The organism is Microbacterium murale (assembly GCF_014635185.1).
GTDB lineage: Bacteria > Actinomycetota > Actinomycetes > Actinomycetales > Microbacteriaceae > Microbacterium > Microbacterium murale.
In genome coordinates this window covers 1278394-1297095 of sequence record NZ_BMCM01000001.1, presented here as the reverse complement: position 1 = coordinate 1297095, position 18702 = coordinate 1278394, and the positions used below count along the sequence as shown (strand labels likewise).

Genomic DNA, 18702 nt, shown 5'->3' with positions numbered 1-18702 from the left:
CGCCGTTCAGTGCCTGGCGCCTACCAATGCCGCCTCGGTGCGCGTCGCGACGCCGAGCTTGCGCAGGATCGCCGAGACGTGCACGCTCGCCGTCTTGGCGCTGATGAACAGCCGCTCGCCGATCTGCCGGTTGCTGAGTCCTTCGGCGACGAGTTCGAGCACCTGACGCTCCCTGACGGTGAGTTCCAGATCATCGGCAGCGCGATCGGCGGCAGCAACCCCGCTCGCCCGACCGAATGCGGCGATGCTCTTCTGAAGCGGCACGTGGCCGATCTCGTGCGCCACGGCCGTCGCATCCGCCAGCACGGCCTGCGCCTCGCCTCGCTCACCGGCCCGGACCAGCAACCGGGCGAGTTCGAGACGCGTGACACCGCGCATGATCGCGGGCACGTCGTACTGCTCGGACGCATCGATCGCCGCCCGCAGCGCATCCGTCGAGGGGTCGAGCATCGCGTCGAGCATGCTCGCCCAGCCGTCGGCGCGCACGGCGGCCGGCAGCTCTGACCACAGTCGGCGGATCGCTGTCACGGCCACCTCGGTGGACTGACCGGATGCACGCACCTCGGCGACGAGCCAGCCCGACTCGAGCAGCAGCCGATATGCGTGTAACAGCACGAAGCCGTCATCCCTGGTCATCGCGACGAGGCAGTCCAGGGCATCCGGCCACTGCCCGCGGGCGACGGCGAGTGCGATGTCGTTCTCGATGATCCGGTACCACGCCTGCCGTTCGAGTTCGCCGGTGCGGTGCAGCGTGGGCATCCACTCTTCGCGCAGACGCTCGGCTTCATCGACTTTGCCCTGCCACGCGAGGACCCGGATCCGGGTGAGGACGACGTACTGATCGTTGAGCACCTGCGGCCTGCCGATCGGCACCACCGCCAACCTCGCTGTCACGGCGTCGATGTCGCCGAGTGTGAGAAGCGGCTCGACGACGTTCTGCACCATGAGGGTTCCCGTTGCGCGTTCGACGCCGAGTTCTCGCGCCCGCGCCACGCCGGCCTCGGCCACTTCGAAGGCCTCGTGGTGGCGTCCGAGCAGCGACAGGATGTCCGAGTAGTTGACGCCGTAGCGCAGCTCGGCCCCGCCGTTGCTCAACGATGCCACCCGCGCTGCTTCGCGATAGTCGGCGAAAGCCGCATCGAGCTGCCCCAGATACGCCCGGCACGTGCCTCGGAGATTGTGCGCGACGGAGATCTCATACGGATCACCGACGCGCTGCGCGATCTCGAGCGCCTGCGTCGCCGTGATGATCGCTTCACGCGGCATCGATGCGAGCATGTGCTTGCCGGCGATCTGATTGAGAAGCGTGGCGCGCAGACGATCATCGTCGAGCGCGGCGTCCACGATCTCGAGGGCCTGCACGTAGAGCTCGGTCGATCCCGGCAGTCCGAGGTTGCTGCGGAACTGGGCCTTGTCTCGCAGCAGTCGCGCGTGCTCGGCCGGATCGGCATGCGGATCGGCGTCGATCAGGTCGAGCGCGCGCTCGGCGACGGACAGCGCGCGTTCCGCTTCGCCCGCATTGCGCAGGATGGACCCGATCTGTCGCATCAGGTGCACTTGCGACAACCCGGCTGTGGACTCGGCATCCGGCACCTGTTCCCACAGTTCGAGGGCGAGTTCTCCGAAGCGGGCCGCCGTTGCGAACGCGAACCGGTTTTTGGCCTCATGCATCGCCGCCACTGATGCGACGAGCGCACGGTCGGGCACCTGAGCGAGACGCCAGTGATGGGCGAGCGAGGAGCGGTCGCACCGGTCGAGCGACGCGGCGCGCTTCTCGAGAGCCTCGGCGTACCCGCGGTGCAGTCGAGCGCGCTCCCCCGGCAACAGATCATCGTGCACGGCCTCGCGCAGCAGGGCGTGCCGGAAGGTGTACTGATCGTCGTCGACGGAGAGGATGCCGCCCCGCACCGCCCCGCGGATGGCGTCGTCGAATCGCTCGTCAGGAAGACCTGCGAGCTCGGCCAGCAGAGTGTGCGACAGCATCCCTTCGGCACCCGATGCGACACGTACGACGTGCCGGGCGTCGTCGTCGAGCTGATCGAAGCGTACGAGCAGCATGTCTCGCAGCGAATCGGGCAGCGGCCCAGCCGCGCAGCACGCGACCTCTTCTATGAAGAACGGCACGCCTTCGGCTCGTTCCATCAGGCGCTCCAGCGCGGCCTCGGTGAGAGCGCCTCCGGAGAGCTGTTCGACCAGCAGCCGCGTCGCGGCTTCATCCAGGCGCTGCAGCGGGAGCCGTTCGATGAGCCGTGCGCGCGTCGTCTCGGCGATGAAGCGGCTCACGGCGTCGCCGCGGCGCACGTCGTCGCTGCGGCAGGTGATGACCATGAGCACACGGCCGGACTGCAGAGTCCGGAGCAGGAAGGAGAGCATGCCGAGCGTGGAGTCGTCGGTCCAATGCACGTCTTCGACCACGAGGACCTGAGGGGCGCGTTCGGCGGCGGCCTCGATCAGGGTGATGACCGCGCCGCGCAACGCGTCTGGACTCGTGAGCTCTCGCTGCGCCGCACCATCGCCCAGTTCGGGGACGAGCATGCGCAGCGCCTCTGCGCCGACACCGACTGCGGCGCGCGCGTCGGCCACGCCGAGCCGTTCGACGATCGATCGGAGGATGCTGATGAGCGGTCCGTACGCGGATCGGGCGGTGCCGAGGTCGAGGCAACGACCGACATGGACGTCAGCACCCACGGCCACCTCAGTCAGGAACTCCCTCAGCAGACGCGTCTTGCCGATGCCGGCTTCGCCCTCGACGAGTACGGCCGACGGTTCGCCCCCGGCCGCCCGTTCGAAGGCGCGCCGCAACTCGTCGAGGTCGGCGTCGCGACCCACCATCGCCGTGCTGTCCGTCGGAACCGTCACCACTTCATGGTGCCACGCAGCACCGACATCGGGGGGTGATCTCCGACGGGCGCGGACCCAACGCACCCGCGGCCACGGTGCTCACTGCGCGTGCGCCGGCCGCGCGTTCTCCTCGCAGATGCGCCGCGAGCCGTCAGATGCTGCCGCCGACACCGCAGCATCCGCCTGCCGCCCGCCGAACCAGTCGCGCAACCGATCGATGACCGGATGAGCACGCGGAACGATCCTGGCCGGGTTCTCGGCGATGATGCGCCGCAACTCGTTGGCGCGGTCCACGCGCTCCTGCTCGACGACGATGCTGCTGTAGATGTAGGAAGGGTGCTCGAACATGATGCTGACTCCTCTGCTGCGCATCGTCCTGATGCGCTGAGTCAACACTCCGCTCTAAGGCACCCCCCGAGCATCCGGCAGATGCCCTATTTCCGCTGCCAGACGACCTCAGACGTCAGCGTCGATGAGCACCGACTGTGGCGGCTCAAGCCAACTCTGGCGGCCGATCCGCAGCATTGCGGCCGCCAGAGTTGCGCGCGGCCGCCAGAGTTGCGCGCCCTACGGCGTCATTCGGTCGGTACGCGCCCCGCGACCCACGCCGTTCAGCGTCAACAGCGCGCCGGTGTCGGTGAACTCCTGCAGGATCTCGTTCTGACGCTCGGATCCGTCGCGGTGGGTGAGCAGGCTCACGACCACGGCCACGATCGTGGCTGCGATGAATCCCGGCAGCAGTTCGTAGAGCCCTGGCCAGATCGCCTTGAACACGAAGACGCCGGCCGCCCCGACGAACATGCCGGCGAGTGCGCCCCAGTTCGTGAGCTTGCGCCAGAACAGGCTGAGCAGGATCAGCGGACCGAACGCCGCACCGAAGCCCGCCCACGCGAACGAGACGAGCCCGAGGATCGTGTCATTCGGCACAAGGGCCAGCAGCGCGGCGATGACGCCGACGCCGAGCACCGTCATCCGCCCGAGCAGCACCAGCAACTTCGGCGACGGCTCCTTCTTGACGACCTTGAAGAGGTCTTCCACGAGGGCGGACGACGCGACGATGAGCTGGCTCGAGATCGTGCTCATGATCGCGGCGAGCACGGCCGCGAGCACCAGACCGGCGACGAACGGGTGCAGCAGCGTCTGCGACATCACCAGCACGACGGTCTCGGGGTTGGTGAGGTCGATGCCCTTCTGCGCCATGTACGCGATGCCGATCAGGCCCGAGAACACCGCTCCGACCAGCGAGACGATCATCCACGTCATGCCGATGCGGCGGGCGGTCTTCGCCTCACCAGGATTGCGCAGCGCCATGAACCGCACGATGATGTGCGGCTGACCGAAGTATCCGAGGCCCCACGCGAGGCCGGAGATGATCGTCAGCACGACCCCACCGGTCAACGCCGTTCCACCGATGAGCGACAGGTGGTTCGGAGCGAGATCGTCGATGTACGTGCCGACCTCACCGAAACCGCCCACGGCGATCACGGCCGCGACCGGGACGACGATCAGGGCTATCACCATCATCAGCCCCTGCACGACGTCGGTGAACGAAGCGCCGAGGAATCCGCCGAACAGCGTGTACAGCAGGGTGACGCCGGCGACCAGGACCATGCCGAGCAGATAGTCGGAGTTGAACGAGCTCTCGAAGAAGAATCCTCCGGCGACCATGCCGCTGGAGATGTACAGCGTGAAGAACACCAGGATCACGACGCCGGCGAGGATCCTCAGCAACCGTGACGAATCGCGCAGCCGGTTCTCGAAGAAGCTCGGGATGGTGATCGAGTTGCGCGACACCTGCGTGTAGGCGCGCAGACGCGGGGCGACGAGCAGCCAGTTCAGGTAGGCACCGATCGTGAGGCCCACTGCGATCCACGCCTCGATCAGACCCGACAGGTAGATGGCACCCGGAAGGCCCATGACCAGCCAGCCGGACATGTCGGATGCCCCGGCGCTGAGCGCCGCGACCCACGGCGGCAGGTTCCTGCCGCCGAGCATGTAGTCCTCGTGATCGGTCGTCCGGCGGAACGCCAGATACCCGATGAGGAGCATTGCCGCGAAGTAGAGTCCCAACGCGATGAAGATGAATATCTGGTCGGACATCGTCGTCCTTTCGTCGAGGTCGGTCCCCCGATACTGACAGGGACGGACGCCCGGTGCCACCCTGGCCTCAGCGAGCGACCACCTTCACGCTGAGCGTCTTACTCGATGTGGCGCCGGCCGCGTTGACGAACTCCACCCGATAGAGATGGGTGCCGACGGCTCGGTCGACGACCGGCACCGATACCTGCTGTGCGCCCGGTGTCGCGGCGGTCATTGTCCCTTCCGTGAGCAGCACGCCGTCCTCGAACAGGCGGTAGCCGGTCGCGTTCGTTCCCCACCACAGGTTCGCCATGACCGTGTAGTCACCGTCGCGGTCGCGGTTGTCGCTCGAGAGCACTGGCATTCCTGGAGCGGCATCCCTCACCGTCACTGTGACGGGTGCGAGGGCCGTCGCACCCTGGGAGTTGATCAGCTCCCCGGTGTATTCGTACGTCCCGTTCGCCTTGCCCGTGACGGGGATCCGCGCGGACTGCGCCGAGTTGCCACCGTATGTCAGCGGCACCGTGGCGATCGGCTCGCCGTTCTCGAGGATTCGCAGCGCGGTGGCGTTCTGCCCCCACCAAAGGTTCATGGTCACGATGTAGTCGCCGTCCAGCAGTCCGGTGTCATGACCGTTGTCGTGCGACAGGACCGCGCGTGCCGGCACGGTCGTCGCGTCGTCGACAGGACCGGTCACTCGTACGAGTTCGAAGTCGTCGAGCGTGCCCCAGGCTCCGCCCGGAAGGTCGCCGGTCACCGTCACGCTTGCACGGTCGCCCGCACCGACGTACACGGCACCGGTCGTCGGGGTCGACCATGCGCGCCATCCGTCGAGGGCGAACCCGACGGACTCTCCGGTCTGCGTGCTCGTCGACAGCGCGAGCGCCACACGACCGTCCGCGCCTTCGCCGTCGCCCTGCAGCGCACCGCGAGCGACGTACCAGCCGTCGGCCAGATCCGAGACGGTCTGAGAGAGCTCGAAGGCGAACGCGGCATCCGCATAGAAGTGCGCCGAATGGGTACCGGTGCGAGGGTCGTCCCACGAGCGCATTGTCAGGCCCGTCCCCGCGACCGTCCACATGCTGACGTCCTCGTCCTCGAACCCGGGGTTGTGCAGGAAGTTCCGCGCGTTGATCGTGATGGTGGCGGATGCCGCGAGCCCGCTGTCGGTCACCCCCGCGACGGTGTACACGCCGGGCGCATCCACGCCGCCGGTGTCGGACCAGACGACCGGATGCTGCTCGCTCGAGCCGTCGGTGTACGTCACAGTGACCTCGGCGGGAAGCTCGATGGCATCGCCCTCGGTGACGGTCATCACGACGGGGAGCACAGCCTCGACATCACGCGGTGCGGTGGCCCCGGTGCGCACGTAGGAGTAGATGTTCAGCATGTCAGAGGCGGTGCCGTCGAACTCGAACAGCGCCTGGTTGTCCCAGGCCGACCCGCCGAACCACTGTCCAGCGTCATCCGGGTCGTACTCGCCGGCGTAACTCGACGCCCATCCCGAGCCGTCTCGCTCCCAGAGCGCGCGGTTCGTCTCGAGCTGTTCCGGTGTCCCGACCGGAAGCCACGCGGGCTCCCAGTAGAAGACCCCCAGCCCGGCCTCTCCCACGTCGGCCACGGCCTGCACGACATCGCGCATGGCGTTCGCCTGACCCTGCCTGCTCACCGAGTACTGCGTGGCCTCCTCCGGCAGATCGATCACGTTGCCGTGACCGTCGCCGTCCTCCAGGGTGAATGCCCACGAGGTCTCGGCCACCATCACCTTCTTGTCGTACGTCTCCGCCACGCTCTTCAGCACCGCGGTGAGGTTCTCAGGCGTGCCGTGCCAGAACGGATAGTACGACGAGGCGAAGACGTCGTAGTCCACGCCGCGGCTGTCGAGCTGAGCGGCGACGTTCGCGTAGAAGCCGGCTCGCTCGGGGTTCGTGAAGTGCACCGCGACGAGAGCATCGGGAGCCTCTGCGCGCACGGCCGCCGCACCGGCGGAGAACACCTTCGACATGTCGTCCCAGCCGGTCACGCCCGCGACCCCGCCGTTCGTCTCGTTGCCCACCTGCACCATGCGCAGGTCGACGCCGGCGGCGATCATCCTGTGCACGGCATCACGGGTGAACGCCTCGACCTGCGCCGCCGTCTCGTCTGCACTCAGCCCCGCCCACGCCTTCGGCGCGTGCTGCTTGGCCGGGTCAGCCCAGAAGTCGGAGTAGTGGAAGTCGACGAGCACGCCGAGCCCGGCATCCGTCGCCCTCGAGGCGATCTCGATCGCGCGGTCGACGTCGACGTCGCCGCCGCCGTATCCGTTGCCCGCCGCGTCGAACGGGTCGTTCCAGACCCGCACGCGCACGTCGGTGACCCCGGACGCCGCCAAGATGTCGAACAGGTCCCCCTGCGTACCGTCCGCATGGCGGAACACCACTCCGGATGCTTCCAGCGACAGCACGGACGAGACGTCGACGCCGCCGATGAAGTCGGCGGAGAGGTTCTCGACGCGGGGCACGGTGATCGTGGCATCCACCGGTTCGGATGCTGCGACGTGCGCGCTCTCGGTCGGCAAGGCCGACGCGGCTGCCGTGGAGGCGGCTGCCGTGGAGGCGGCTGCCGGCGATATCCCTGTGCCGATCAGTGCAAGGGCAGCCGCAGCGGCGAGCGCTGCAGAGAGAAGGGGACGTGTGCGACGGTGCATGACGGCCTTTCGGTAGGAACGGGAATCAGCCCTTGACGGCGCCCTGGGTGAGACCGCCGACGATGTACTTCTGCAGGGAGAAGAACAGGGCGAGCACGGGGACCGCCGCGACCACGACTCCGGCGGCGAACAGTCCCCAGCGCGAGGTCAGCTGGTTCGAGACCCACTGGTACATGCCGACGGCGAGAGTCCAGTTGTCCTCCGAAGTCAGGATGATCTTCGACAGGATGAAGTCGCCGAAGCACGCGAGAAACGACAGCAGTGCGACCACGGCGAGGATGGGAACGACCAGCGGCATGATCAGCTTCCAGAAGATCTGCGCGTGGCTGGCGCCATCGATCTTCGCCGACTCGTCGATCTCGATCGGGATCGTGTTGAAGAACCCGTACATGAGGAAGGTGTTCGCGCCCAGGGCGCCACCGAGGTAGACGCAGATCAGGGCGATCTTGGAGTTGATGCCGAGGGCCGGCACGACCTCGCCGATCGTCAGCAGCATCAGGAAGATCGCGACGAACGCGAGCGCCTGCGGGAACATCTGCACGACGAGCAGCGTGGTCAGGCTCACCCGTCGCCCTGTGAAGCGGAAGCGGGAGAACGCATACGCGGCCGAGGCGCCCATGATCACGGATGCGACAGCGGTGATCACCCCGATCGTGAGGGTGTTGCCGAACCACACCCAGTACCTGGACTCACCGAGCGCGATGTAGTTCGTGATGTCGATGATCGCGAACAGGTCGTTGCTCGCCGCCAGGCTGCCCTTCGGATTCAACGACGCCGACAGCACGTACACGAGCGGGAAGGCCGCGACGAACAGCACGACCACGGCGAGGACGTACTTCCAGCCGACCTCGGCCCACCACCGACGCCGACGCGCGCCAGCACGGGCCGCCGCGGCATCCGCTGAGGAACCCGTCACCACTGCTCTCGTGTGCATGGACATCACTGGTACTCCTCGAGTTTGCGGGTCTGGCGGAAGCTCACCGCTGAGATGATGCCGACCACGATGAAGGCGACGATGGAGAGGGCGCTGGCGAGGCCGTAGTCGCTGGCGCCGCCGGAGATGCCGGAGACGTCGTAGATCGCCGACACCAGGATGTCCGTCGAACCGAGCGCGTATGGCGCGCCGGGTATCGCCGGACCACCGTTGTTGAAGGTGTAGATGACCGTGAAGTTGTTGAACGCCACCGCGAACGACGCGATCAGCAGCGGAGCCGTCGACACCAGCAGCAGAGGCAGCACGATCGAGCGGAACCGCTGCCACTTGTTCGCGCCGTCGATCTCGGCGGCCTCGAGCGTGTCTCCCGGAAGGGACTGCAGCGCGCCGGTGCACACCAGGAACCAGTACGGATAGCTGAGCCAGACGTTCACGAAGATGACCGCAGCCCTGGTGAGCCATGGATCGCCGAGCCAGTTGATCTGGCTGCCGAACAGGAACAGGTCGTTGATCACGCCGAACTCGGCGTTGAACATGCCGCGGAATAGCAGCGCGGCCATGAATGCGGGGAACGCATACGGAAGGATGAACAGCGCGCGCAGGATGCGGCGGCCCTTCACCCGCGGGTCGTTGTAGACCATCGCGAGGCCGAGCCCCACGGCGAAGCTCAGTGCCACGGAGAGGATCGCGAACGCGAAGGTCCACAGGGTCACGCTCCCGAGCGTCCCCGCGAGCATGGAGTCCGTGAACAGCCGGATGAAGTTCTCGAAGCCGACATTGACGAACCAGCCGGTGGGCAGTTCTTCGCCGTCCTCCGAGACGAACGTGCCGCGATCGTCCGCGCTGTAGACCGTGCCGCTGGTGGTATCGGTGATGGTCTGCGCCTCGGCATCCCACACCAGGGTCGACTCGTAGACCGCACCCGACGATCCCTCGCGGGTGCGGATCGATCCGTCGTTCGGGTCGTCGGAGACGGGCACGCGCAGTTCGGTGATCTGCGCCTGCAGCGCGGCATCCGTCAGCAGTGTCGCACGCGGGACGACCGTCCAGCCGGGCACCTCGGTCGGTGCACCGCCGCTGCCGATCTCGCCATCCGATGATTCCGAGAGCGGCTCGATCGCCGATCCGACGAGCACCTCGTCATCGTCGGTGACGATCGCGAAGCCCAGTTCATCGCCGCGCTGCACGACTGAGAGCGGATAGGTGGGCGAGTCGTCCACGCGGCGCTCGCCCTGGATGAGCGCCGCTTCGACGGCCTGCTCCTGCGAGCCGATGTGGCCGGTGCCGTAGTTGGTGAACGCGATGTAGGCGGTGTAGCCGAAGATGAACACCTGGAACACCAGCAGGAAGATCAGCCCTGGCAGCAGATACTTCATAGGCAGCGCGCGCTTGCCGAAGTAGACGATGTCGGCGATGACGACGAGCGCCACCACGACACCCAGCACGATCCACGATTCCGCCCGCCAGGCCGAGATCGCCGTCAGGATGCCGAAGGCGTTGACGAGCGCCATCAGTGCGAGCTTGACGAGGAACCCCCAGCCCAGGCCGCGCCAGCGTCTGGCGTGCGGTTCGCGCCGCGGTGCCGGCTGCGGCTGCGCGGTATCGGTCGTCGGTGCCTCGGTCGACATCCATCACTCCTTGTTCGGGTCGCCAGGGGTTCGGGTGAGCAAGGCCGGGCGGCGCGAACGCCGCCCGGCCCGATGGGTCAACCGGCCAGGGTCGCCTGGAGGTCGGTGACCATGGTGTTCCACGTCGACACGGGTTCGGCACCGTTGATGATCTGCACCTGGGCGGCGTTCCACAGATCCCAGACCGAGCCCATCTCGGGGATCGAGGGCATCGGCACTCCGCCCTTGGCGGACTCCACGAAACCGGCGGTGATCGGGTCGGAGGAGACCTCGTCGGCGAGCGTCGTCCACGCCGGGATGCGCGGGTCTGCCTCGTAGAGCGCGCGCTGCGCGTCTTCGGTGCCGAGGTAGTTCACCAGGAACTCCTGAGCGAGCAGAGCGTTCTTGCTCTCGCTGGAGAGGTAGAAGCCCTGCACGCCCACGAACGGCGAGGCGGGCTCGCCGCCCGCGGACGGGATCTGGTTCACCGCGACGTTCATGTCCTCGAACAGGCTCATCGCCCACGGGCCCTGGATCGTGTACGGCGCCTTGCCGGTCGAGAACAGCTCGTTGTTGATGTCGTAGTCGACCGTGGTGGAGATGTAGCCGGTGCCGGCGGAGCCGTTCGCCCCGAGCCAGTTCGCGAACGCCTCGCCAGCGGCCCCGCCCATGCCGACCTCGGTCGTGTACGAGCCGGACTCGTCCTGCACGAACACCGGTGCGCCGAACGAGGTCTGCAGGCCGTACATCGTGTAGCCGTCGCCGGTCTCGCCTGCCGTGTTGATCACGAACGGACGCTCGGCGCCGGAGTCGATGCCGCTCTGGATCATCTCGTCCCAGGTCGCCGGTGCCGCATCGCCGACGAGGTCGACGTTCTGGATGAGCGCGATGGTCTCGAGCGAGTAGGGCAGCGCGTACAGCTGACCGTCGTAGGTCATCGCATCGAGCGCGACCTGCTCGAACTCGCTCGCGGTGTCGCCGAGGTCGATCGTGTCGACGACGCCGGCCGCGACAAGAGCGCCGAGCCAGTCGTGCGCGCCGACGGTGATGTCGGGGCCCTCACCGGTCGGCACCTGGGCGATGAAGTCGTTGCGGAGGTCTTCGAAGTTCTTCTGCACGAGGGTGAACTTGGCGCCGGTCTCTTCTTCGAACGACTCGGCGGCGGCCGTGAGCGCAGCCTCGCGCTCGGCATCCGTCCAGATGACCAGTTCCGCGCCGTCGCCGGCTGGGGCGTCGTCCCCGCCCTCCGGGGCGCTCGATGTGCAGCCGGTCAGGACGACGGCCGCTGCCAACGCGAAGGCGCCGACTGCGATGTGCTTGCGCATGCGATTTCCTATCTGTTGTGGCCGTCGATGCGCTTCCAAGTGCGAGCCGCATCGTCACGACCGGGGTGGTGTGCGGTGGCCGGGCGGCCTGCCGCGATTGAGTTGTCAGGTGGTGCGGGATCTCGGGCTGCGGATGACGGCGACGCCGCCTGCGGGGATCGTGAAGGTGTCTTCCACGTCGGTGCCGGTCAGCAACTCGCGACCGATCGCCGGCAACGCGGCATCCTCGTCGGCGTGATTGACGACGATCCGGAAGACCGCGTCGTCGGCGTGACGCGTGATGACCTCGAGGTCTTCGGGGAGATCGGCCGGTGCGACACCGGCGTCGGCGTAGACCGCGGACATGAGGGCGTCGAGGCCCGCGGCGTCGAGCCGGGTGCTCACATACCAGCCGGTGCCCTCGCCGCGAGCGTTGCGGGTGATCGCGGGCTCGCCGGTGGCTGGGCCCTGCTGATAGGTGGCGAAGACCTCTGCCGTCTGCACGCGCAGCGCCTCCTGCCAGTGATCAGCGCCGAGGCTGTCGCCCGACTTGGTCTGAACCGACGCGGTCTGGCCGGCGCGCAGCGGTAGATGCTCTTCGACATCGACTCCGAGCACATCGCGCAGAGGAGCGAGGAAGCCTCCGGGGTGCACGGCGTCGTTCTCGTCGACGACGGCCGAGAAGTACGACACCAGCAGCGTGCCACCTCCTTCGACGTAGCGGGTGAGGTTCTCGGCATCCGCCGCCGTCAGCAGGTACTGGGCCGGAGCGATGACCAGTCTGTAGCGCGACAGATCCTGGCCGGGCAGCGCGAAGTCGCAGGTGATGCCGTCGAGCCAGAGCCGCTCGTAGAAGGCGCGGATGCGCTCCTGATGCGAGAGGTCCTCGGTGGGGCGCCACTCGAGGTCCTGCGCCCAGAAGGATTCGAAGTCCCACAGGATCGCGACCTCGGCCTCGACCGTGCTGCCCTGCACCTCTTCGAGGCGCTGCAGGTCGGCGCCGAGTGCTGTGACCTCGCGGAACACGCGAGAGTTCACTCCGGCGTGCGGCAGCATCGCGGAGTGGAACTTCTCGGCGCCGGAACGACCCGCTCGCCATTGGAAGAACAGGATGCCGTCGGCACCGCGACCCAGATGCGTGAGCGAGTTGCGGGCCATCTCGCCCGGACGCTTGGCGATGTTGCGGGGCTGCCAGTTCACGGCGGAGGTGGAGTGCTCCATGAGGATCCACGGCTTGCCTCCGCCGACGGAGCGGCTGAGGTCTGCGGCGATGGACAGTCCGATGTGCGCGTCCTCGTCTGCCGCCCACAAATAGTGGTCGTCCGAGACGATGTCGACCTCGCGGCCCCATGCCCACAGATCGGTGGTCCAGCTCTGGTTGGCCATGAAGTTGGTCGTGATGGGCTGGTCGGCATGCGCGCGGATCGCGTCGCGTTCGACGATGAAGCACTCCCGCAGCTGGTGGTCGGTGAAGCGGGCGAAGTCGAGGCGCTGGGTGGGGTTGACGACGCTGGGCGCGACCGTCGGCGTGTTGATGTGCTGCCAGTCGGTGTAGTGCTGGCCCCAGAAGGCGGTTCCCCACGCGCTGTTGAGGCCGTCGAGCGTGCCGTACTTCTTCTCGAGCCAGACCCGGAACGCTGCGGCCGAATGCGCCGAGTGGTCTTCACCGACGGGCACGCCGTACTCGTTGTGCACGTGCCAGAGGACGACGGCCGGATGCTGCGCGTAACGAGCCGCGAGCGTGTCGGCATAGCGGAAGATGGCTTCGCGGTACGCGGGCGACGAGTGCGACGCCATGCCGCGCGACCCGAAGCCCATGACGCGTCCGTCCCGGTCGATGACCCTGGCATCGGGGTGCGCAGCGAAGAACCAGGCCGGCGGTGATGCGGTGGGAGTGCCGAGGTCGACCGCGATGCCGTTCGCGTGCAGCAGTTCGAGCAGTTCGTCGAGCCAGGTGAAGTCGAACTCGCCCTCGGCCGTCTCGATGAGCGCCCAGGAGAAGATGCCGACGCTGACCAGATTCACGCCCGCCTCGCGCATGAGCTCGACGTCTTCACGCCAGGTCTCCCGCGGCCACTGCTCGGGGTTGTAGTCGCCGCCATAGGCGATTCCCCGTAGTTCGGGCCAGGCATGGGGGGCGGTCATCGTCACTCCATCGGGTCGGTTCGGTTGTGCGCAGCCTTCGCGTACGAGGCTGGGACCGGTCTCAGTCTCGCGGACACGAACACTGGGACCGGTCTCAGTTCTACCTCATGGAGAAGTGGATACACGCATGCGATCCGTGAACCGTTACCCAACTGAGACCGGTCCCAGGGTGGCGCGCGGATCGTCGGCGCGGAGTGAGTAGAGTCATTGCGATGAGCGAAGTGACGGTACGGCGCAAGCCGACGATCCGCGACGTGGCGGTGCAGGCGGGGGTATCCCGCAGCACGGTCTCGCGCGTCATCAACGGTGGGCACTGGGTCTCGCCCGACGCTCGTGTCGCGGTAGAAGAGGCGATCGTCGCCACCGGCTACACGGCCAACCACCATGCACGCAGCCTCGCCACCGGTCGCGCGGGCTCCATGGCGTTCCTGCTGACCGAACCCCAGCAGCTGCTGTTCGATGACCCGACATTCGCTCTGCTGCTGCGCGGAGCGGCCGAGGCGCTGGCACAGCGCGCGATGACCCTCGTGCTGCTCGTCGCTGGTACGCCGGCTGAGCGGGAGAGCGTGGCGCACTTCATCAGTGCCGGACACGTCGACGGCGTGCTGCTGATCTCGTCGCACGAGTCGGAGCCGCTGCTCGATCAGCTGCTCGACTCCGGCGTCCCGATCGTGAGTTGCGGGGTGCCGCTGGGCCACGAGCGGGAGCTGTCGACCGTCTCGGTCGAAGAGGTCGCATCGGCGAAGACGATGGTCGCGTACCTGCAGCAGAAGGGTTACGCGCGGATCGGGATGATCGCGGGGCCGGATGACACCCCGGGTGGGCGCTACCGGCTGGTCGGATTCCGCGAGGAGCTCGGCGACGATTTCGATGACGCGCTCGTGGAGGTCGGCGACTACTCGTTCGAGTCTGGCCAGACAGCGATGACCCGGCTGCTCGAGCGTGGGGTCGATGCCGTGTTCGCCGCGAACGACCGCATGGCCGCGGGCGCCATCGCCGCCGTCCGTCGGGCCGGACTCCGGGTGCCGGAGGATGTCGCGGTCGCCGGCTTCGACGATTCCGGTCTTGCCGCGACGCACGAGCCTGCCATCACGACGATGCGGCAGCCGTGGGAGCAGATCAGCGCGCAGATGGTGTCGGTGCTTCTCGAGGCGATCGCAGGGGCGGAGCCGCGATCGGTCATCCTCGACACCGAGCTGGTGGTGCGCGAGAGCGCCTGAGCCCGCGCTATCCGCGCAGCAGCGACCACCGTGCCGACGGGCGGCTGGCATCCGGCGTCAGCACCGCGAGCACCCGCACGAGCGTCGTGAGCCAGAGCAGTCCGAGGCCGATCACGATCGCCTCGAGCACGGTGATCGAGTACAGGTCGAAACCTACGGCGAGAACGGACGCGATCACCAGCAGCAGGGCGATGCCGACCGTGGTCAGCAGCAGTGGCAGCGGTGGCCCAGGCATCGCCGTGGTCGTGAGTACTCCGGCCGCGATGAACAGCGCGAGCGCCGACCCCGCTGAGATGTTGTGGAGCACGACGATGTTCTCGATCGGGAACAGTCCGACCGCGGCGAGCGCGACTCCGGTGGCCGCCCACAACGCGACCACCCATGCGATGCGTCCGAGCGCAGTGTCGCCGAGGATACGGTGCAGATCACGGCCGATGTACGAACCGACGGTGGCGATGAGAATGCCGGCGACGACGAGGGTGCCGTTGAACGCCCAGGATCCGACTCCGATGCCGAGCTGGGAGAAGTTCGTCTCCCACCACCGTGGATCGGCGGCGGTGAGCATCGCGAGCAGCGTGCCGATGACGAGGTAACTGAACAGCAGCGTGGCGAGATCGGTGGTGCGCAGGCCGATCCCCGCGCCGAACGTCAGCCTGCCGGCGACGGCACTGGCGACGCCGGTGATGATGCCGCCGCCGACCGGTGGGAGCTCGAGCCCCTGCAGTCCGACACCGAGCACCTCACTCGCCAGCAGAACGCCCAGCGCGGTCACGCCGGCGAACGCGATCGTCAGGGCGACGGCGGAGGCCGCGGAGATGATGCTCTGCCACCGTGGCATCGCCGCGTGCTCGCCCCTGCGGTGCATGAACGTGCTGACGGCGAAGGATGCCGCGGCGATCACGCCGGCGACGGCGGCTGCCGGCAACCCAACCGAGCCGTCACCGGCGATAGGTCGCGGGTTGCCCCACAGCAGCATCGTGCCGATGCCGGTGCCCACCAGGAAGCAGACGACGGTCGCCCACACCGCGCGGGACTCCTGCCTCATCCGCTGCTGCTGATCCATGCCTCCATCGAACCACGGGCCGGTGACACGAGCGGATGCGGCTCGCTAGCCGCGCATCGCGACGCCGCGGCGCCAGTACCCCATGAACGCCACCTGCGCGCGGTCGATGCCGAGATCCTTCACGAGGTGTCGACGCAGCGTCGTGACGACGCCGCTCTCCCCCGCGATCCAGAAGTACCGCTCGCCCGCAGCGGCACTCGCGACGTCTTCGCCGCTGCCCGAGTAGACCGGGGTCTCCCAGACCATCTCTTCGCCCTCGAGATCGGTGATCTTGATCTCGCCACTGGCATCGGCGTCGCCGAGGCAGTCGAGCACGGTGGGGATGAGGCGCAGTCCGTGTGCGGCATCGCCGCGCGGCAGCCAGTGCACCTCGACTCCGTCCGGTGCGTCGATGGGCAGGATGTCCTCGGCGGTCGGCACCTCGATGAACGCGAGGCCGCGGAGGCCCCGCGGTGCATCCTCCAGGATGCGGGCGATCGCAGGAGCGGCGGTCTCATCGCCGACCAGCATCACCGACGATGTCTCTCCCGGCGCGTACTCGATGCCGCTGCGGTCTTCGCGGCCGCGGCGCGGTCCGACCATCCAGAGCTCGTCGCCGACACCGGCCGCACTCGCCCACAGCGAGGCGGGTCCGGTGAGGCCCGGCGCCAGGTGCAGCACGAAGTCGACGACGACCTCGGTGCCGGCATCCGCGACGTTCAGAGATCGCACCGAGTAGGTGCGCATCGATCCGCGCAATTCCTCGGGGACGGCGAGATACGAGCCCCACCAGTCGTCGGTGTCGCGATCGAGATCGGGGAGGATGCCGGACGCCGGCGGGAAGACCAGCTTGATCCGCGCGTCGTAGACATCGCCTGGCGTGCCGAAATCCTCGAGGTCGAGACCGCCGAATGTGACGCGCACGAAGTTCGGCGATACCCGGTCGACCGCGCGCACCTCGGCGCGGGCGAGGACGTACGGGGTGCGGGTGCGAGTGTCAGCGGACATGATGCCTTCCGATCGGGGTCACCATCGGCTTCCCGGAGACCGGGTCGGTGGTGATCTGGTTCGCCATGCCGAAGACCTCTTCGACCAGCGTATGAGTGAGGATGTCGTCCGGGGCGCCGAGCGCATGCACCTGGCCGCCGCGCATCGCGACGAGCTCGTCGGAATAGCGCGCGGCGAGGTTGAGATCGTGCAGCACCATGACGATGGTCGTGCCGCGCGAGACGCTGAGGTCGGTGAGCAGATCGAGCACCTCGACCTGGTGCGCGACGTCGAGGAACGTGGTCGGCTCGTCGAGCAGCAGGATGTCGGTCTCCTGCGCGAGCGCCATCGCGATCCACACGCGCTGACGCTGTCCGCCGGACAGCTCGTCGACGCTGCGGTCCGCGAGATCGGTGATCCCTGTCGCCTCGAGCGCGTCGGCGACGACCTCGTAGTCGTGCGTGGTCCAGCGGGCGAGCACCTTCTGATGCGGATGCCGTCCCCGCCCGACCAGGTCGGCCACGGCGATCCCCTCCGGCGCGATCGGCGACTGCGGCAGCAGGCCGAGCACGCGGGCGACCTCCTTGGTGGGGCGGGAGTGCACCGATTTGCCGTCCAGCACGATCTGACCGGATGCCGGCGACAGCAGCCGCGCGAGCGATCGCAGCAGCGTCGACTTGCCGCATCCGTTCGCCCCGACGATCGAGGTGATCTTGCCCGGCGCGACCTGAAGATCGAGCCCCTCGATGACAGTGCGGTCGCCGTACGCGAGAGTCACCCCCTCGGCGGTCAGTGTGTGTGCCTCGGTCACAGCGAGCCCCCAGAGCGGTTGGTGCGGATGAGCAGGTAGATCAGGTAGGGAGCGCCGAGCACACCGGTGATGACGCCGACCGGGTAGCGCGCATCGAACGCGAACTGACCGATCAGATCGCCGCCGAGCACGAGCACCGCGCCGACGAAGGCCGACGGCAGCAGCAGATTCGCGCCGGGGCCGGTGATGCGCGCGGCGATGGGTCCGGCCATGAACGCGACGAACGCGATCGGTCCGGTGCCCGCCGTCGCGAACGCGAGCAACGCGACGGCGCCGATGATGAACATCAGCCGCGTTACCGTGACGCGCACGCCGAGGCCGGCGGCCGAGTCGTCGCCGAGTTGCAGCATCCCGAGCGCCTGCGCCTGACTGAATAGGAACGGCAGGATCACGACGCTGGCGATCGCGAGCGGGATGACGTCGTCCCAGGCGGCGTTGTTCAGGCTGCCGGTGATCCAGCGCATCGCCATCTGGATGTCCCAGTCCGCCGCGCGCGAGAGGACGTACGACACGACGCTCTGCAGCATCGCGGCGACTCCGATGCCGATCAGGATCAAGCGGATGCCGGAGAAGCCGCCCTTGTTCGAGAGCAGATAGATCGCGATCGCGGTGATCAGGACTCCGCCCAATGCCATCGCTGAAACGGCGGGGCCGCTCAGCCCGAGCACGACGATGCCGACGACGGCCGCGGCGCTCGCGCCCTCGGTGATGCCGATGATGTCGGGCGAGGCGAGCGGGTTGCGCAGCAGGGTCTGGAAGGTGACACCGGCGATCCCGAAGGCGAATCCGGCGAGGATCGCGAGCGCGGTGCGCGGCAGGCGCAGCTCTCCGACTGTGAAGGATGCTCCCGGCACGGTCTCGCCCAGCATGACCCGGATGATCTCGCCGGGTGTGTAGAACGAGTTGCCGAACATCAGCGCGACCGCGGCGAGCGCGAAGAGCAGCAGGCCGAGGACGATCGTGGCCACGGCGTGACGGCGGTGGCGGGCGCGCCGGCCGGCCATGATCACGGCCGGGCCCTGCATAGGGGCCGGGGCCAGGGGCTT

At 67.9% G+C, this 18702-nt stretch carries 13 protein-coding genes; 1 reads left to right on the top strand and 12 read right to left on the bottom strand.

From position 1 onward, the window contains the following. Nucleotides 1–6: 6 nt before the first annotated feature. From IEV67_RS19125 to IEV67_RS06255, 8 genes are all read right to left on the bottom strand, one after another. Nucleotides 7–2859 carry an ATP-binding protein gene (locus IEV67_RS19125; protein ID WP_188435652.1) on the bottom strand — a complete coding sequence of 951 codons (2853 nt, stop codon included), beginning with the start codon at nt 2857–2859 and terminating at the stop codon, nt 7–9. Nucleotides 2860–2940: 81 nt separating this feature from the next. Next, on the bottom strand, nt 2941–3189 hold the full coding sequence (locus IEV67_RS06285; RefSeq protein WP_188435651.1) for a hypothetical protein: 249 nt from the start codon (nt 3187–3189) through the stop codon (nt 2941–2943). A gap of 219 nt (nt 3190–3408) precedes the next feature. Continuing rightward, the gene (gene putP, locus IEV67_RS06280; protein ID WP_188435650.1) at nt 3409–4941 is read right to left on the bottom strand and encodes a sodium/proline symporter PutP; all 1533 of its coding nucleotides are present in this window, start codon (nt 4939–4941) and stop codon (nt 3409–3411) included. A 67-nt stretch (nt 4942–5008) separates the two neighbouring features. Next, a complete protein-coding gene (locus IEV67_RS06275) occupies nt 5009–7606 on the bottom strand; it encodes a glycosyl hydrolase 53 family protein (protein WP_188435649.1) in 2598 nt (865 codons plus the stop codon). A gap of 25 nt (nt 7607–7631) precedes the next feature. After that, complete coding sequence (locus tag IEV67_RS06270; RefSeq protein ID WP_373284441.1) at nt 7632–8546, bottom strand: sugar ABC transporter permease; 915 nt, start codon at nt 8544–8546, stop codon at nt 7632–7634. Then, nucleotides 8546–10168 carry an ABC transporter permease subunit gene (locus IEV67_RS06265; protein ID WP_188435648.1) on the bottom strand — a complete coding sequence of 541 codons (1623 nt, stop codon included), beginning with the start codon at nt 10166–10168 and terminating at the stop codon, nt 8546–8548. The genes IEV67_RS06270 and IEV67_RS06265 overlap by 1 nt, the downstream gene beginning before the upstream one ends. Nucleotides 10169–10245: 77 nt before the next feature. After that, on the bottom strand, nt 10246–11472 hold the full coding sequence (locus IEV67_RS06260; RefSeq protein WP_188435647.1) for a sugar ABC transporter substrate-binding protein: 1227 nt from the start codon (nt 11470–11472) through the stop codon (nt 10246–10248). A gap of 105 nt (nt 11473–11577) precedes the next feature. Next, on the bottom strand, nt 11578–13596 hold the full coding sequence (locus tag IEV67_RS06255; RefSeq protein WP_188435646.1) for a beta-galactosidase: 2019 nt from the start codon (nt 13594–13596) through the stop codon (nt 11578–11580). Between the two features lie 212 nt (nt 13597–13808). On the opposite strand from IEV67_RS06255, the gene IEV67_RS06250 reads away from it, so the two are divergent. Then, nucleotides 13809–14816: a LacI family DNA-binding transcriptional regulator gene (locus tag IEV67_RS06250; protein WP_188435645.1), complete on the top strand. Its 1008-nt coding sequence runs from the start codon at nt 13809–13811 to the stop codon at nt 14814–14816. Nucleotides 14817–14823: 7 nt separating this feature from the next. Here IEV67_RS06250 and IEV67_RS06245 read toward each other — a convergent pair whose 3' ends face one another. From IEV67_RS06245 to IEV67_RS06230, 4 genes are read right to left on the bottom strand one after another with little or no spacing between them, the layout of a single operon-like run. Further along, complete coding sequence (locus IEV67_RS06245) at nt 14824–15879, bottom strand: DUF998 domain-containing protein (protein ID WP_229702799.1); 1056 nt, start codon at nt 15877–15879, stop codon at nt 14824–14826. A 45-nt stretch (nt 15880–15924) separates the two neighbouring features. Further along, the gene (locus IEV67_RS06240) at nt 15925–16866 is read right to left on the bottom strand and encodes a siderophore-interacting protein (RefSeq protein WP_188435644.1); all 942 of its coding nucleotides are present in this window, start codon (nt 16864–16866) and stop codon (nt 15925–15927) included. Beyond that, nucleotides 16856–17656 (bottom strand): ABC transporter ATP-binding protein, encoded by an 801-nt coding sequence (locus IEV67_RS06235; protein WP_188435643.1) that lies wholly within the window; start codon nt 17654–17656, stop codon nt 16856–16858. Before IEV67_RS06235 ends, IEV67_RS06240 begins: the two co-directional genes overlap by 11 nt. Then, entirely contained in the window at nt 17653–18681 is a 1029-nt protein-coding gene (locus IEV67_RS06230) for a FecCD family ABC transporter permease (protein WP_188435782.1), read from the bottom strand. Before IEV67_RS06230 ends, IEV67_RS06235 begins: the two co-directional genes overlap by 4 nt. Nucleotides 18682–18702 lie beyond the last annotated feature (21 nt).

Coding starts and splice junctions, on each gene's coding strand:
- IEV67_RS06285 (WP_188435651.1), bottom strand. CDS start 3,189: ATGTTCGAGCACCCTTCCTACATCTACAGCAGCATCGTCGTCGAGCAG.
- putP (WP_188435650.1), bottom strand. CDS start 4,941: ATGTCCGACCAGATATTCATCTTCATCGCGTTGGGACTCTACTTCGCG.
- IEV67_RS06275 (WP_188435649.1), bottom strand. CDS start 7,606: ATGCACCGTCGCACACGTCCCCTTCTCTCTGCAGCGCTCGCCGCTGCG.
- IEV67_RS06270 (WP_373284441.1), bottom strand. CDS start 8,546: ATGTCCATGCACACGAGAGCAGTGGTGACGGGTTCCTCAGCGGATGCC.
- IEV67_RS06265 (WP_188435648.1), bottom strand. CDS start 10,168: ATGTCGACCGAGGCACCGACGACCGATACCGCGCAGCCGCAGCCGGCA.
- IEV67_RS06260 (WP_188435647.1), bottom strand. CDS start 11,472: ATGCGCAAGCACATCGCAGTCGGCGCCTTCGCGTTGGCAGCGGCCGTC.
- IEV67_RS06255 (WP_188435646.1), bottom strand. CDS start 13,596: ATGACCGCCCCCCATGCCTGGCCCGAACTACGGGGAATCGCCTATGGC.
- IEV67_RS06250 (WP_188435645.1), top strand. CDS start 13,809: ATGAGCGAAGTGACGGTACGGCGCAAGCCGACGATCCGCGACGTGGCG.
- IEV67_RS06245 (WP_229702799.1), bottom strand. CDS start 15,879: ATGGATCAGCAGCAGCGGATGAGGCAGGAGTCCCGCGCGGTGTGGGCG.
- IEV67_RS06240 (WP_188435644.1), bottom strand. CDS start 16,866: ATGTCCGCTGACACTCGCACCCGCACCCCGTACGTCCTCGCCCGCGCC.
- IEV67_RS06230 (WP_188435782.1), bottom strand. CDS start 18,681: ATGCAGGGCCCGGCCGTGATCATGGCCGGCCGGCGCGCCCGCCACCGC.